Source organism: Pseudomonas sp. RIT623 (genome assembly GCF_004519305.1).
In the GTDB taxonomy this organism is placed as follows: Bacteria; Pseudomonadota; Gammaproteobacteria; order Pseudomonadales; family Pseudomonadaceae; genus Aquipseudomonas.
The window spans coordinates 1-12,582 of sequence record NZ_SOZA01000011.1 but is presented as its reverse complement, the minus strand read 5'-3'; the positions used below and the strand labels follow the sequence as shown (position 1 = coordinate 12,582).

Below are 12,582 nucleotides of genomic sequence, written 5' to 3'. Positions count from 1 at the left end.
CGCCAGTCATCCCCGGCGGGTTTATGAGCTCTGGTCGAGCCTGCGGCGATCCCGCGCGGTCCTTCGACTCCCATCCTTGCCTGTGGCAATCGGCCTTCGGCGCATTAGGACAAGAGAAGCTCACTCCCCTATTAGTGACCTGATTAAGCCGCCAGGAGCGCTCCATGCCTGATTATCGTTCCAAGACTTCCACCCAGGGCCGCAACATGGCCGGCGCCCGTGCCCTGTGGCGCGCCACCGGGATGAAGGACGAAGACTTCAAGAAGCCGATCATCGCCATCGCCAACTCGTTCACCCAGTTCGTCCCGGGCCACGTGCACCTGAAGGACCTGGGCCAGCTGGTCGCCCGCGAGATCGAACGCGCCGGTGGCGTGGCGAAAGAGTTCAATACCATCGCCGTGGACGACGGTATCGCCATGGGCCACGACGGCATGCTCTATTCGCTGCCCAGCCGCGAGATCATCGCCGACGCCGTCGAGTACATGGTCAACGCCCACTGCGCCGACGCCATCGTCTGCATCTCCAACTGCGACAAGATCACCCCCGGCATGCTGATGGCCGCCCTGCGCCTGAACATCCCGGTGATCTTCGTTTCCGGCGGCCCGATGGAAGCCGGCAAGACCAAGCTGGCCAGCCACGGCCTGGACCTGGTCGATGCCATGGTCATCGCTGCCGACTCCTCGGCCAGCGACGAGAAAGTCGCCGAGTACGAGCGCAGCGCCTGCCCAACCTGCGGCTCGTGCTCCGGCATGTTCACCGCCAACTCGATGAACTGCCTGACCGAAGCCCTAGGTCTCGCCCTGCCAGGCAACGGCTCGACCCTGGCCACCCACGCCGACCGTGAACAGCTGTTCCTCACCGCCGGGCGCACCATCGTCGAGCTGTGCAAGCGCTATTACGGCGAGAACGACGAATCGGTGCTGCCGCGCAGCATCGCCAACTTCAAGGCGTTCGAGAACGCCATGATGCTCGACATTGCCATGGGCGGCTCTACCAACACCATCCTGCACCTGCTGGCCGCGGCCCAGGAAGGCGAGGTGGCGTTCGACCTGCGCGACATCGATCGCCTGTCACGCAAAGTACCGCAGTTGTGCAAGGTGGCGCCGAACATCCAGAAGTACCACATGGAAGACGTGCACCGTGCCGGCGGCATCTTCAGCATTCTCGGATCGCTCGCCCGTGGCGGCCTGCTGCACACCGACCTGCCGACCGTGCACAGTCGCAGCATGGAAGAAGCCATCGCCAAATGGGACATCACCCAGACCGATGACGAAGCCGTGCACACCTTCTTCAAGGCAGGCCCGGCCGGCATCCCGACCCAGACCGCCTTCAGCCAGTCGACCCGTTGGCAAACCCTGGACGACGACCGTGAAAACGGCTGTATCCGCAGCGTCGAGCACGCCTACTCGCAAGAAGGCGGCCTGGCCGTGCTGTACGGCAACATCGCCCTGGACGGCTGCGTGGTGAAGACCGCCGGGGTCGACGACTCGATCCTGGTGTTCGAAGGCACCGCGAAGATCTTCGAAAGCCAGGACAGCGCCGTGCGCGGTATCCTCGCCGACGAGGTGAAAGCCGGTGACATCGTGATCATCCGCTACGAAGGCCCGAAAGGCGGCCCGGGCATGCAAGAGATGCTCTACCCGACCTCGTACCTGAAGTCCAAGGGCCTGGGCAAGGCCTGCGCCCTGCTCACCGACGGCCGCTTCTCCGGCGGCACCTCGGGCCTGTCCATCGGCCACGCCTCGCCGGAAGCTGCCGCAGGCGGCGCCATCGGCCTGGTGCGGGACGGCGACAAGGTGCTGATCGACATCCCCAATCGCTCGATCAACCTGCTGGTCAGCGACGACGAGCTGGCCGCACGCCGCATCGAGCAGGACAAGAAGGGCTGGAAACCGGCCGAAGTACGCCCACGCAAGGTGACCACCGCGCTGAAGGCCTATGCCCTGCTGGCCACCAGCGCAGACAAGGGCGCGGTGCGCAACAAGGCGATGCTCGAAGGGCTTTGAGGCCTGAACGCATGAAAAAACCGGCGCCTGGTGCGCCGGTTTTTTTATTGCCTGTACCGGCCTCTTCGCCGGCAAGCCGGCTCCTACAGGGTCGGCACATGACCTGTAGGAGCCGGCTTGCCGGCGAAGGGAGCAACACCGATTACTGTATTTGCTCCGGCGTGACGATCACCCAGTTCTTGTCCGCCGTCACCGGCAAGCCTTCCTTGGCCTGGGCCGCCGCGTTCTTGGCGATCATCCCGTTCAACTGGTCCATGTACTTGGCCTTGCGGTTTATCCACAGGTGGATGCCGCCCTTGTTCACATCGACGCCATGGAACTGCATGTAGCCATCGCTGGTCGGCGTGTCGCCGCCCACCAACACCGGTTTCTTCCACTCGTCGATATAGGTGAGGATCGCTGCCTGCTTGCCAGCCATCCAGGTGGCCGGGGTCCACAGGTAAGGGGTCAGTTCCAGGCCTTCGTTGGCCTTGGGGTCGTAGTGCCCAGCGCTGATCTGCTTGCGCGCGGTGGTCAGCGCGCCGCTCTGGCGATCCTTGAGCAGCAGGCTGACACCGATGACGTTCTGCGGTTTGACGTTGTAACCATACTTGGGGTCGGCGGCGACCATGCGTACCAATTCTTCGGACGCCGCAGAGATCACATAGACCTCGATGCCGTTCTCCATCAGCTTGTTGTAAAGCTCGGCCTGCCCGGTGAAGACCTTGGGTGGCTGCACTTCGGTGGTCTTGACCTGGTCGCCGTCGAAGTAGGTCGCCGGCACCGGCTTGCCCGAAGCCATCAGCTCATCGACCTGGACCTTCAGTTCCTTGAGGGTGAAACCGGCGAACACCTGGGCCACCCACGGGTAGCAGACCATGTCGTCGACTTCACACAGGCGGTAGTAGTAGCTGAACAGGCTCTCCTTGTGCTCGGCGGTGTCCTTGAACGGCATCAGCTTGAGCGAAGGGTCGAGCTTGTCGCGGCTCAACAAGCCCTTGTTCTCCATGAACGGCAGCAACGCCTCCTCGAGGTCGAAACGGTAGCTGGTGTTGTCCATGTCGAACACCGCATAGTTGCCCTGGTTGGCATTGGCGGCAATCATCGCATCCAGCTGTTTCGCGGCCTCGGCGGGCCAGTGCTTGAGCTCGGTGGCCGCCCAGCTGTTGGCGCTCAACAGCAAGGCCAGGCTGGCGGCGAGGATTCTCGGAGCAGACATCATGTGCAGTTCTCCCAAAGACGTGGCCGCTCAACCCTAGACCCGATTTGTGACATCCAGACGCTCGGTACCGACGCCGACGCAACCACAAACGCCATGTTGATTGCCAATAACGACACGTCGTTATTCCATAAACGACTATGTAAATTACTTTTGGGTATAAATTCGTTTGTTTTCAGGCTGTTAGCATTTCCGTTCGTAATCGCTCACAGAGGCGATGCCTCTTCCGCCTTCAACTGGAGCTTCAATGAACCTGCCCCTGTCACTCAACCTGCTGGCGTTCCTGGCCCTGCTGCTGGGCTTGGCGCAAACCCGCCGCACCGACTGGAGCCTGGCTAAAAAGGTCCTGCTCGGCCTGGTGCTGGGCGTGCTCTTCGGCCTGGTCCTGCACACGCTGTACGGCGCGGGCCACCCAGTGCTCAAGGCCACCATCGCCTGGCTCGACCTGGTCGGCAACGGCTACGTCGGGCTGTTGCAGATGATCGTCATGCCACTGATCTTCGCCTCGATCCTCAGCGCCGTGACCCGTCTGCACAACGCCTCGTCACTGGGCCGGATCAGCGTGCTGAGCATTGGCACCCTGCTGCTGACCACCGCCATCGCCGCGCTGATCGGCATCGCCCTGACCAACCTGTTCGGCCTAAGCGCCGAGGGCCTGGTGGCCGGCGTCCAGGAAAGCGCGCGCCTGCAAGCCATCCACAACGACTACGCGGGCAAGGTCGCCGACCTCAACATTCCGCAACTGCTGCTGTCGTTCATCCCCAGCAACCCAGTGGGCGACCTGGCCCGGGCCAAGCCGACCTCGATCATCAGCGTGGTGATCTTCGCCGTGTTCCTCGGCCTTGCCGCGCTGCAACTGATCAAGGATGACAAGGACAAAGGCGAGCGCGCCCTGTCGGCCATCGACGTGTTGCAGGCCTGGGTGATGCGCCTGGTGCGCCTGGTGATGAAGCTCACCCCCTATGGCGTGCTGGCACTGATGGCCAAGGTGGTGGCCAGCTCCAACCTCGAGGACATCCTCAAGCTGGGCAGCTTCGTGGTGGTCTCGTACATCGGCCTGGGCCTGATGTTCGTGGTGCACGGGGTGATTCTGGCGCTGACCGGCGTCAGCCCGCTGCGCTTCCTGCGCAAGGTCTGGCCAGTGCTGACCTTCGCCTTCACCAGCCGCTCCAGCGCCGCCAGCATTCCGCTGAGCATCGAGGCACAGACCCGGCGCCTGGGCGTGCCGCAGTCGATCGCCAGCTTCAGCGCCTCGTTCGGCGCCACCATCGGCCAGAACGGCTGCGCCGGCCTGTACCCGGCGATGCTGGCGGTGATGGTCGCCCCGGCGGTGGGCATCGATACCTTCGACCCGCTGTGGATCGCCACCCTGGTGGCCATCGTCACCCTGAGCTCGGCGGGTGTCGCCGGGGTCGGCGGCGGCGCAACCTTCGCCGCGCTGATCGTGCTACCAGCCATGGGTCTGCCGGTGGAGCTGGTGGCGTTGCTGATCTCGGTGGAACCGCTGATCGACATGGGCCGCACGGCGCTGAACGTGAATGGGTCGATGACCGCCGGCGTGGTCACCAGCCAGTTGCTCAAGCAGACCGACCAGCAGGTGCTGGGCGACGATGAGCATGCCGAGTTGAACCACTCCTGAGGCCGCATTCGCCGGCAAAGCCGGCTCCTACATCTAATCGCGCCGCGCCGATTATTCCCTGCAGGAGCGGCCTTGTGTCGCGAGAGGGCTGCGCAGCAGCCCCAGCAATCTCAAGCCTTGTCCCACACCTCGAAGTGATAGGCAGGCTTACCCTCTTCAGCCTGAGCCGCGCTCGAGGCCAGGTGCCACTGGCTGTCGTCGACTGCGGGGAACCAGGCATCCCCCTGCGGCGACAGCTCGACCCGGGTCAGGTACATCCGGCTCACCAGCCCCTTCTCCAGCGCCTGCGCATACAACTGCGCGCCACCGATCAGCATCAGCTCATCGACACCCTGCTCCCGCGCCCACTGCTCGGCGCGTACCAGCGCCTGCTCCAGCGAGGCGAACACCTCGGCGCCTTCGAGCTGCAGCCCCGGTTGGCGGCTGACCACGATATTCAAGCGCCCCGGCAGTGGCCGGCCCAGCGAGTCCCAGGTCTTGCGCCCCATGATGATCGGCTTGCCCAGGGTGGTGGCCTTGAAGTACTTGAAGTCCCCCGGCAAGTGCCAGGGCATGGAGTTATCGATGCCGATCACACGGTTCTCGGCGAGCGCCGCGATCAGGCTGAGGGGGAGTGATGTATTCATGCCGGCGAGGATAGCATCGGGCACGTGGGTTATGCTTGCGCCCTGACCTGTGCAATGGAAGAGCTTGTGACCGCACTGACGCCACTCGACAAGCGCTGGCTCACCGAAGCGGTGCGCCTGCGCGAGGAACACGCCGGGCCCCTGGAAGACCAGGAGGCCAACCGCCGTGCCCGCCAGCAAGGCGGCGACCTGGCAACGCGTATCGAAACCCGCGCCCTGTGGCTGGCCGAGCGCGACGGCATGACCACGGCGCTGCACCACTGGAAGCAGGGCGCGCGCCTGGCGCTGCTGGCCCTGCTGCTGTTTGCCGGATTCAGCGGCGCCGGCCTCGGCATGGCGGCCTTGGGCGACGGCCAGCGCCCGGTCAACGTGTTCTGGGCCCTGGGCAGCCTGCTCGGGGTCAACCTGCTGTTGCTGATCGGCTGGGCGCTGGGCTTCTGCTTCGCGGGCGATCAAGGCGCGGCGCTGGGACGCTTGTGGCTATGGCTGAGCGAGCGCTTCGCCCGCGACGCCAAGGCCGCGCAACTGGCCCCGGCGCTGCTGGTGTTGCTGCAGCGCCAGCGCCTGAACCGCTGGCTGCTCGGCCTGTTGGTGCATGGTCTGTGGCTGCTGGCGATGCTCAGCGCCCTGGGCATGCTCCTGGCGCTGCTGGCGACGCGGCGCTATGGCTTCGTCTGGGAAACCACGCTACTGGCCGCCGAACCCTTCATTCGCCTGACCCAGGCCCTGGGCGCCCTGCCCGCGCTGCTCGGTTTCAACGTGCCGGACGCCGCGATGATCCGCGCCAGCGGCGACAGCCTGCCGGCCCTCGACCTGGCACGCCAGGCCTGGGCCAGCTGGCTGCTCGGCGTGGTGCTGGTCTACGGCCTGCTGCCGCGCCTGGTGCTGGCCGCGTTGTGCCTGTGGCGCTGGCGCCAGGGCCGCGCGCGCCTGGCCCTGGACCTCAACCTGCCCGGTTACGCGCAACTGCGCGAAGGCCTGATGCCACGCAGCGAGCGGATCGGCGTGCAGGACGCCGCGCCCGAGGCACTGCCACGCTTCGCGGCCGGGCAGCTGGAAAGCGGCAGCAGCGGTGCCCTGCTGGTCGGCCTGGAGCTGGACGACCAGCGCCCCTGGCCACCCGCACTGCCCAAGGGCGTGACCGATGCCGGCGTGCTCGACAGCCGCGAATCGCGCAACAAGTTGCTGGAACAACTCAGCCGCTTCCCCCCGGCACGCCTGACCATCGCCTGCGATCCACGCCGTTCGCCGGACCGCGGCAGCCTGGCGCTGCTCGCCGAACTGGCGCGCAACGCCGGCGCAACGCGGATCTGGCTGCTCCAGGCACAACCCGGCGAGGCGCTGGACGCCGCGCGCCTGGGCGACTGGCACGATGCGCTGGAACGCCTGGGCCTGCCCTACGCCGACACCTTCCCCCTGACCTGGCTGGAGCAAGGCCATGACTGAGCCACTGAAACTGGCGGTGGTCGGCCACACCAACGTCGGCAAGACTTCGCTACTACGCACCCTGACCCGCGATGTCGGTTTCGGCGAGGTCTCGCACCGCCCCAGCACCACCCGCCATGTCGAAGGCGCACGCCTGTCGGTGGATGGCGAGCCGCTGCTGGAGCTGTACGACACACCCGGCCTGGAAGACGCCATCGCCCTGCTCGACTACCTCGAACGCCTGGAACGCCCGGGCGAGCGCCTGGACGGCCCGGCCCGCCTGGAGCGTTTTCTCCAGGGCAGCGAAGCGCGCCAGCGTTTCGAGCAGGAGGCCAAGGTGTTGCGCCAGTTGCTGGCGAGCAACGCCGGCCTGTACGTGATCGACGCCCGGGAACCGGTGCTAGCCAAGTACCGCGACGAACTGGAGGTACTGGCCGGCTGTGGCAAACCGCTGCTGCCGGTGCTCAACTTCGTCGCCAGCCCGCAGCATCGCGAGCCGGAATGGCGCGAGGCCCTGGCTCGCCTGGGCCTGCACGCACTGGTGCGGTTCGACAGCGTGGCGCCGCCCGAGGATGGCGAGCGCCGCCTCTATGAAAGCCTGGCGCTGCTGCTGGAGGATGCCGGCCCAGCCCTGCGCCGGCTGATCGACGACCAGCAGGCCCAGCGCCTGGCCCGCCGGCACAGCGGCAAGCGCCTGATCGCCGAATTGCTGCTCGACTGCGCCGCCTGCCGGCGCGGCGTCGTCGCCGAACCTGCCGCCGAGGCCCAGGCCATCGCGGCCCTGCGCCACGATGTGCGCCAGCGCGAGCAGCGCTGCGTCGAGGCGCTGCTCAAGCTCTATGCCTTCCGCCGCGAGGATGCCAACGCCGGTGACCTGCCATTGCTCGATGGCCGCTGGGGCGATGACCTGTTCAACCCCGAGACCTTGAAGCTGCTGGGCGTGCGCCTGGGCGGCGGCGTGGCCGCAGGCGCGGCGGCGGGCGCGGGGGTGGACCTGCTGGTGGGCGGCCTGACCCTCGGCGCCGCCGCCCTGGCCGGGGCGATTGCCGGCGGTGCGCTGCAGACCGCGCGCAACTATGGATCGCGGCTGATGGGCAAGCTCAAGGGGCAACGTGAGCTGACCGTGGACGACACGGTGTTGCGCTTGCTGGCGCTACGTCAGCAGCAACTGATGGTAGCGTTGGAGGGGCGTGGGCATGCGGCGCAGGACAGCATTCGCCTGAAAGCACCGGACGAGAAGGCATGGCGCGAGGGCAAGCTGCCGGAGGCGCTGAGCAAGGCGAGAGCGCATCCGCAATGGTCGACGCTCAATCCCGGGGCCAAGGTCAACCAGGCCGAGCGCCAGGAGCAGTTGGATGCCCTGGTAGAGGAGCTGTAGACGGCGCCAATGCGTTCGTGGCTGACCACGCCATCGCCGCCCATGTCCTCGCCGTCGCAGAGCACTGGCATGCTCCTGATGCACGGAATGTTCGCCGGCAAGCCGGCTCCTACAGCGACCGGTAGGAGCCGGCTTGCCGGCGAACGAGGCCGCGGCCTACTGCTGCGCGACTTGCTCCGACTTGCCGTCATAGCGCTTGCGCCATTCGCTGAGGATCTGGTCACGGTTTTTCGAGGCCCAGGCGAAGTCGTTCTTGATCAGGCGCTGCTCGTAATCGGCCGGTAGCTCGGTCTGCGGCTTGGCGATCCCCGGGGCGGCAAGTACGGCGAAGTTCTCCTTGTACAGTTCCATCGCCGCCGGGCTGGCCGAGAAGTCAGCCAGGCGCTTGGCCGCGTCGGTCTTGGGCGAGCCTTTGATCAGCGCCGTGGCTTCGATCTCCCAGCCCAGGCCCTCCTTCGGCAGCACGATGTCCAATGGCGCACCCTGGCGCTTGAGCTGCACCGCCGGGTATTCGAACGAAATCCCGATCGGGAACTCGCCCGCCGCCGCCAGCTTGCACGGTTTGGAGCCGGAATGAACGTACTGGCCGATGTTCTGATGCAGCGCGTCCATGTAGGCCCAGCCCTGCGGCTCGCCAAAGGTCTGCAGCCAGGCGCTCACGTCGAGGAAGCCGGTGCCGGACGAGGCCGGGTTGGGCATGACGATCTTGCCCTTGTACTCGGGCTTGGTCAGGTCCTGCCAGCTCACCGGTTTGCTCAGGCCTTGCTTCTCGGCCTCCACGGTATTGAAACAGATAGTCGCGGCCCACACGTCCATGCCCACCCAGGCTGGCGGGTTGGCAGCGTCGCGGTAGTTCGTCGAGATCTTGCCCAGGTCCTTCGGTGCATAGGCTTCAAGCATGCCGTTCTGGTCGAGGATGGCCAGGCTGGAAGCCGCCAAGCCCCATACCGCGTCGGCCTGCGGGCGGTCTTTTTCGGCCAGCAGCTTGGCGGTGATGATGCCAGTGGAGTCGCGTACCCACTTGATCTCGATATCCGGGTTGGCCTTCTCGAAGGCCTGCTTGTAGCTCTTGAGCTGTTCGGCCTCCAGGGCGGTGTAGACGGTCAGCTGGGTAGCGGCCGAAGCTTGCAGGGTGAAGGCGGCGGATACGGCAGCGGCAAGTGCAAGGAGCTTGAACATGATGCGTTTCCTATGGGTATGGGCAGTCGGTCAGTGACCCGGCGCGCGCTGGCGCCAGGCCTGGGAGCGGCGCAACAGGCCGCGTGAGGCGCCAGCAAGGAGCAGGGAAGCGGCGGCGCTGGTAAGCAGGATTAGAGTGGACATGGCCGCGGCGCCGCCGACGTTGCCGGCGTCGTCCATGTTCAGCACGGCGACGGCGGCAAGGATGGTGTCGGGGCTGTAGAGGAAGATCGCCGCCGACACCGTGGTCATCGCCGAGACGAACAGGTAGCGGATGATGTCCAGCAGCGCCGGCAGGCAGATCGGCACGGTGACGCGCATGAAATGCTTGTACAGCGGCGCCTTGAGCGACAGCGCGGCGGCTTCGAACTCGCCGTCGAGCTGGCGCAGGGCGGTGGTGGCGGTCACCTGCGCGGTGGTCAGGTAGTGGGCGATGGTACACACCACCAGCAGCGCCATGCTGCCGTAGAACACATGCAGCGGGTTGCCGGCCAGGTTGAAGAAAAACACGTAGCCCAGGCCCAGCACCAAGCCCGGTACCGCCATGGGAATGAAGCTGAGCAGGCGCAGCAGTTGGTTGAGCGGACGCAGCCCCGATGTCTTTTCCATCAGGTAGGCGCCGGTGAAGATCACCACGCTGCCGATCAAGGCAGTGCACAGGGCCATGGTCACGCTGTTGCGATAGGCCAGCCAGCCGCCACCGGCGGTGTCGTCGAACATGTAGTGCTTGAGCGACAGCGACAGGTTGTAGGGCCAGAACTTGACCAGCGACGAGTACACCGCCATGCCGATCACCACCAGCAGCACCGCGCACACCAGCAGCACGATGGCCAGGTAGCAGCCATCGCGTAGCTTCGACGGCTTGGGCTCGAACACCTGGGCGCGGCCACTCATACCCTGGCCCTGGCGCCGGCGCAGCCAGGCATCGACGGCAAAGCTGAGCAGCGCCGGCACCAGCAGCACCATGCCGATCAGCGCGCCGCGGCCAAACTGCTGCTGGCCAACCACCGCCTTGTAGGCTTCCAGCGCCAGTACCTGGTAATCGCCACCCACCACCACCGGCACGCCGAAGTCGGTGATGGTCAGGGTGAACACCAGGCAGAAGGCGGCGAACACTGCCTGGCGCGTAGCTGGCCAGGTGATGCTGAAGAACGCCCGGACAGGCCCGGCGCCCATGCTCGAGGCGGCATCGAACAGCCGTGCGTCGGCCAGCGACAGCGCCGACAGCAGGATCATCAAGGCATGGGGAAAGGTGTAGATGGCCTCGCCGAGGACGATGCCCCAGAAGCCGTAGATATTGTCGCTGAGCAGCCCGCGCAGCAGGCCCTGGTTGCCGAACAGATAGACCAGGGCGATGGCCGGCAGCATCGACGGCGCCAGCAGCGGCAGCAGCGAGATGCCACGCCACACGCCCTTGGCCGGAATCAGCGTGCGTTGCAGCGCGTAGGCGAATAGATAGGCCAGCGGCACGACGATGGCCGCGACGGTGAAGGCCACCGACAGGCTGTTGCCCAGCAGCCAGTGGAAGTTCGCGCTGGCGAACAGTTCACGGGCAGCCAGCAGCCCACCACCCTGGCCAGCCTCGCCACTGAAGCCCTTCCAGAAGATCGCCAGCAGCGGCATCAGCACCGCGAACACCAGCAGGGCCAACAGCAATCCCTTGCCGCCGACGACGAACAGGCGGTCACCCAGGGCGACGCCGGTGCGCGGCGCCGCCTTGGCATGGATGAGCGGCTGGGTCATGGACGCGGCCATCTCAGGCAAACACCTGCAGGCTCTGCGGCGGCAGCGCCACCCAGATGTCCTGCGAGCCCAGACGTGGCATGGCCTCTGGCGCCACCTCGGCGAGCAGCGCGTGGCCCGGCAGGGCCATGAGTTCGAAGCTCATGCGGCAGCGGTTGCCGAGGAAGGTGACTTCGCGAACTTTGGCCGGAAACAGGTTTTCCTCGTGCACCAGCGGGTTGACGGTGATCGCCTCTGGGCGGCAGAACAGCCGACCACTGCTGGCACAGCCGGCGTTGCTCGCCAGGCGCATGTGCATGCCGCCGACCTGGGCATGGTTGTCGCCGCTGCGCTGGAACGGCAGCCAGTTGCCTTGGCCAACGAACTCGGCGACGAACGGCGTGGCCGGCTGGTCGTAGATTTCCTGGGGGGTGGCGTATTGCTCGACCTGGCCGTTGTTCATCACGGCGATGCGGTCGGCCATCAGCATGGCTTCGTCCTGGTTGTGGGTGACCATCAGGGTGGTGATGCCGAGCTGGCGTTGCAGTTGGCGCAGCTCGGTGCACAGGTGCTCGCGCACCCGGGCGTCGAGTGCCGACATGGGTTCGTCGAGCAGCAGCAGCGATGGTTTGGGTGCCAGGGCGCGGGCCAGGGCGACGCGTTGTTGCTGGCCGCCGGACAATTGGCCGGGGTATTTCTTTTCGCTGCCCGAGAGGCCGACCAGTTCGAGCATTTCGGCGACCCGCTGGCGGGTGGCGTCGCGGCTGTCGCCGGTCAGGCCGTAGGCGATGTTGGCCTCGACGGTGAGGTTGGGGAACAGCGCGTAGGATTGGAACAGGATGCCGTAGTCGCGGGCCTGGGGCGGCAGTTCGGAGATGTCACGATGGCCGATGTGCAGGGTGCCGCGGTCCTGGCGCTCGAGGCCGGCGATGCAGCGCAGCAGGGTGGTCTTGCCGCAGCCCGAGGGGCCGAGCAGACACACCAGCTCGCCGGCGGCGACGTCGAGGGACACGTCGTTGAGCGCGGTGAAGGCGCCGAAGCGTTTGTGGATACCACGCACTTTCATCTGTGCGCCTGGGGTGACGTTGTTCATGGCCGGTCCTCATCGAAGCGATGGGGGCCATGCTAGGAAGGCTATGAGACGGTTGTATGGCGATGAGGCCAAAGCGGCTGATAGTTGTATTGATGGATTTTGTACTAGCCATGCAAGTACGAGCCGCTGGCTTTGGCTTTGGCTTTGGCTTTGGCTTTGGCTTTGGCTTTGGCTTTGGCTTTGGCTTTGGCTTTGGCGATCAAGAGGCTAGCGCCAACCCCGGCGAGCGACAGCTGCGCCAGCCCAGGCGCCGCCCGTAACTTCGCGACTTCAGGAGGCCGAACGCAGGCCTTGCGTAGGGAGGTGACGGGCATGG

9 protein-coding genes and 1 pseudogene are annotated in these 12,582 nt (G+C 66.0%); 4 read left to right on the top strand and 6 right to left on the bottom strand.

The features are described 5' to 3' along the window. Positions 1 to 164: 164 nt before the first annotated feature. Positions 165 to 2,006 (top strand): dihydroxy-acid dehydratase, encoded by a 1,842-nt coding sequence (ilvD, locus tag E3U47_RS10155; RefSeq protein WP_134691291.1) that lies wholly within the window; start codon positions 165 to 167, stop codon positions 2,004 to 2,006. 142 nt (positions 2,007 to 2,148) lie between these two features. Here the strand turns inward: ilvD and E3U47_RS10150 are convergent, their stop codons facing one another. After that, positions 2,149 to 3,204, bottom strand: coding sequence for a haloacid dehalogenase-like hydrolase (locus E3U47_RS10150; protein WP_167659465.1), 1,056 nt, complete (start codon positions 3,202 to 3,204; stop codon positions 2,149 to 2,151). A 247-nt stretch (positions 3,205 to 3,451) separates the two neighbouring features. On the opposite strand from E3U47_RS10150, the gene E3U47_RS10145 reads away from it, so the two are divergent. Further along, the gene (locus E3U47_RS10145; RefSeq protein WP_134691287.1) at positions 3,452 to 4,843 is read left to right on the top strand and encodes an L-cystine transporter; all 1,392 of its coding nucleotides are present in this window, start codon (positions 3,452 to 3,454) and stop codon (positions 4,841 to 4,843) included. Positions 4,844 to 4,953: 110 nt separating this feature from the next. On the opposite strand, the gene E3U47_RS10140 is transcribed toward E3U47_RS10145, so the two are convergent. Beyond that, positions 4,954 to 5,469, bottom strand: coding sequence for a dihydrofolate reductase (locus E3U47_RS10140; protein WP_134691413.1), 516 nt, complete (start codon positions 5,467 to 5,469; stop codon positions 4,954 to 4,956). Between the two features lie 54 nt (positions 5,470 to 5,523). On the opposite strand from E3U47_RS10140, the gene E3U47_RS10135 reads away from it, so the two are divergent. Together E3U47_RS10135 and E3U47_RS10130 are read left to right on the top strand one after the other, a co-directional pair. Continuing rightward, positions 5,524 to 6,915, top strand: a complete 1,392-nt coding sequence (locus E3U47_RS10135) for a DUF2868 domain-containing protein (RefSeq protein WP_134691285.1) — start codon at positions 5,524 to 5,526, stop codon at positions 6,913 to 6,915. Further along, entirely contained in the window at positions 6,908 to 8,272 is a 1,365-nt protein-coding gene (locus E3U47_RS10130; protein WP_134691283.1) for a GTPase/DUF3482 domain-containing protein, read from the top strand. The genes E3U47_RS10135 and E3U47_RS10130 overlap by 8 nt, the downstream gene beginning before the upstream one ends. A gap of 156 nt (positions 8,273 to 8,428) precedes the next feature. Here E3U47_RS10130 and E3U47_RS10125 read toward each other — a convergent pair whose 3' ends face one another. From E3U47_RS10125 to E3U47_RS25115, 4 genes and pseudogenes are all read right to left on the bottom strand, one after another. Beyond that, positions 8,429 to 9,451: a putative 2-aminoethylphosphonate ABC transporter substrate-binding protein gene (locus E3U47_RS10125; RefSeq protein ID WP_134691281.1), complete on the bottom strand. Its 1,023-nt coding sequence runs from the start codon at positions 9,449 to 9,451 to the stop codon at positions 8,429 to 8,431. A gap of 30 nt (positions 9,452 to 9,481) precedes the next feature. Beyond that, positions 9,482 to 11,206 carry a putative 2-aminoethylphosphonate ABC transporter permease subunit gene (locus tag E3U47_RS10120; RefSeq protein WP_134691279.1) on the bottom strand — a complete coding sequence of 575 codons (1,725 nt, stop codon included), beginning with the start codon at positions 11,204 to 11,206 and terminating at the stop codon, positions 9,482 to 9,484. Position 11,207: 1 nt separating this feature from the next. Continuing rightward, positions 11,208 to 12,266, bottom strand: coding sequence for a putative 2-aminoethylphosphonate ABC transporter ATP-binding protein (locus E3U47_RS10115; RefSeq protein ID WP_134691277.1), 1,059 nt, complete (start codon positions 12,264 to 12,266; stop codon positions 11,208 to 11,210). Between the two features lie 104 nt (positions 12,267 to 12,370). Continuing rightward, positions 12,371 to 12,582 (bottom strand): annotated as a pseudogene (locus tag E3U47_RS25115) (hypothetical protein); the annotation flags it as partial.

What these genes read in the sequence shown, in the direction of transcription:
- ilvD (WP_134691291.1), top strand. Translation starts at nt 165, where the DNA reads ATGCCTGATTATCGTTCCAAGACTTCCACCCAGGGCCGCAACATGGCC.
- E3U47_RS10150 (WP_167659465.1), bottom strand. Translation starts at nt 3,204, where the DNA reads ATGTCTGCTCCGAGAATCCTCGCCGCCAGCCTGGCCTTGCTGTTGAGC.
- E3U47_RS10145 (WP_134691287.1), top strand. Translation starts at nt 3,452, where the DNA reads ATGAACCTGCCCCTGTCACTCAACCTGCTGGCGTTCCTGGCCCTGCTG.
- E3U47_RS10140 (WP_134691413.1), bottom strand. Translation starts at nt 5,469, where the DNA reads ATGAATACATCACTCCCCCTCAGCCTGATCGCGGCGCTCGCCGAGAAC.
- E3U47_RS10135 (WP_134691285.1), top strand. Translation starts at nt 5,524, where the DNA reads ATGGAAGAGCTTGTGACCGCACTGACGCCACTCGACAAGCGCTGGCTC.
- E3U47_RS10130 (WP_134691283.1), top strand. Translation starts at nt 6,908, where the DNA reads ATGACTGAGCCACTGAAACTGGCGGTGGTCGGCCACACCAACGTCGGC.
- E3U47_RS10125 (WP_134691281.1), bottom strand. Translation starts at nt 9,451, where the DNA reads ATGTTCAAGCTCCTTGCACTTGCCGCTGCCGTATCCGCCGCCTTCACC.
- E3U47_RS10120 (WP_134691279.1), bottom strand. Translation starts at nt 11,206, where the DNA reads ATGGCCGCGTCCATGACCCAGCCGCTCATCCATGCCAAGGCGGCGCCG.
- E3U47_RS10115 (WP_134691277.1), bottom strand. Translation starts at nt 12,266, where the DNA reads ATGAACAACGTCACCCCAGGCGCACAGATGAAAGTGCGTGGTATCCAC.